Origin of the sequence: Kluyvera cryocrescens NBRC 102467 (assembly GCF_001571285.1) — a bacterium.
In the GTDB taxonomy this organism is placed as follows: domain Bacteria; phylum Pseudomonadota; class Gammaproteobacteria; order Enterobacterales; family Enterobacteriaceae; genus Kluyvera; species Kluyvera cryocrescens.
The window spans coordinates 1-2,126 of sequence record NZ_BCTM01000076.1 but is presented as its reverse complement, the minus strand read 5'-3'; the positions used below and the strand labels follow the sequence as shown (position 1 = coordinate 2,126).

Annotated in this window: 2 protein-coding genes; both read right to left on the bottom strand. The window is 49.2% G+C overall.

All coding sequences use genetic code 11. The annotated features are described in order from the left end of the window. Positions 1-1,043 precede the first annotated feature (1,043 nt). Entirely contained in the window at positions 1,044-1,232 is a 189-nt protein-coding gene (locus KCR01S_RS23500; RefSeq protein ID WP_024157497.1) for a Rop family plasmid primer RNA-binding protein, read from the bottom strand. 254 nt (positions 1,233-1,486) lie between these two features. Beyond that, on the bottom strand, positions 1,487-1,789 hold the full coding sequence (locus tag KCR01S_RS24775; RefSeq protein ID WP_023207139.1) for a TM2 domain-containing protein: 303 nt from the start codon (positions 1,787-1,789) through the stop codon (positions 1,487-1,489). Between the last annotated feature and the right edge of the window lie 337 nt (positions 1,790-2,126).

Genomic DNA, 2,126 nt, shown 5'->3' with positions numbered 1-2,126 from the left:
TTCGCCGCGGCCTTATCGCTTCGTTAAGTTTCGTCCTGGCATCTTCCAGGAAATTTCTGCCCCGCCAGTAAGCCGGTACCGCTCGCCGCAGCCGAACGACCGAGCGCAGCGAGTCAGTGAGCGAGGAAGCGGAACATCACCTGCATTGCATATTCTGCTTACGCTCCGCTGCTGCATTTTTCTCCTGCCACATGAAGCACTTTCCTGACAACCGCACTCATGCCAACATAATAAGCCAGTATACACTCCGCTAGCGCTACGTGACTGGTTCAGGGCTGCGCCCCGAAACCCGCCAAAAGCCTGACGCGCCTGCGGCTTGTCCAACCCCGCGCCGACCGGGAAAGCTTTTCCCGCCCGTCCCGGCGTTATCAGGAGACTGGTTTGTCCGAGAAACGGAACAAGATGCTCACCATGTGGGGGATGGAGGATGAGCACCGGCTACTGCTGGAACGCTGCGGGGGTACACAGCTTTCTGCATGGGTGCGCCCGTCTGCTATGTCTGTTCCTCCTAGTTTTGGTGGGTGCTTATATCTCTACTAAATGGCATAACATGTCACTACTAACCGCGATGCTAAAGCGGGCTGTTTTTCACAGTATTACCGGCCCCCGTGCCGGTTTTTTTCTTACCGGAAGGGGCTTCGTGTTTATTGATGTTCTGATTTTCGGAGGGTGTACTGATCGCCTTGCCAGGGACGCGAGGAAGGACATATTTACGACGAGGTACTTTCTGTATTTCAGGGAAGGTGTGGCAGATGAGCTGACCCAGATATATTTCTGGCGTGTCGTTAGTGCATTATATCCCGGGGCATTTAACCGTATTGATTACCTCCCTGATTCTCGTAAATACCGTCTCTGGTTATCCTGATTTTTAATCTCGTCACTGCTTGCTTACCGTTCCAGTCTGTATTATCTGCATTTTTCTTTCATACTGAGTGCCTCACGACCCGTAATAAATTCCGTGTCCGTTCATCCTTGAGCGACGACTGGAGGATGAAGATCTCTCAAAAGATGATGTGGATGCCATGATGCAGGCGACGGAAAGGCTAAGCCGTTATGTCTGATTCCAGTCGGGCGCTGAGCTTCCGGTAAAGCGCTTCGGCCTGCTCATGCAGCTGTTCGCAGTCTGTCGCTTCGTCATCGAAGTCGAGCAGGTCAATTCTTTCCAGCAGGAGGAGTGTCTGGGCGCGGATAAATTTAGCCATGTTGAGAACGGCGGATTCCTGGCGGTTCATGTGTGTTTTTCCGTGTCTTGTGATGATTTTGATGTGAAAACAGGATGCCGTCATTCTGGTGCATAGTCATGCATGGCGTTAAAATTTACCTAGCACGTTTCTGGCGGCTTTTCGGGTGGTTTGTTACCTGTTTTACCGTACAGCCGTCAGAAACGCCCTGAGAGCCTCTCAGGCGGTGCGGTGAACGGATGTTATGGTAAATCCAACTGATTGGCAGGTACAAAAAAAGCCCCGCAGGGCTTTTTTGCTATGAGTTAGCCATATTTTCTTGCGAATTTTTCATCGGAATCGCATAGATAAATAATAAACTCAATAAACGCGATGATCGCGGGTATGAATGTCCAGCAAAAAATTAGATACAGGAATCCCTGTCCTATTTTACCTAAGTAAAATTTATGTACGCCAAATCCACCAAGGAAGAATGCTAATAGCGCGGCTGCGATTCTACTTTTTTCACCTGAACCTGAAGAGGCGTTTGTGGCTCCGCAGTGTGGGCATGACTTTGCTGTTTCGTGTATTTCCTTGCCGCATCCTCGGCAGTAAACCATTGAACTCATTTTTTATCCTCGAGCTTATTTTTAGTTGGGATGCATAATATCCGATGTTTTATAACGATATGCATCCTATATGCTCGGGTGGGATAGATTTCCATTATGGTGAAGGATCTTCTTGAGATCCTTTCTGTAGCGTCGTAATCTCTTGCTCTGTAAACGAAAAAACCGCCCAGCAAGGCGGTTTTTCGAAGGTTCTCAGAGCAGCAACTCTTTGAACCGTGGTAACTGGCTTATGAGGAGCGCAGGAACCAAATCTGTTCTTTCAGTTTAGCCTTAACAGGCGCATAACTTCAAGACTAACTCCTCTAAATCAGTTACCAGTGGCTGCTGCCAGTGGCGC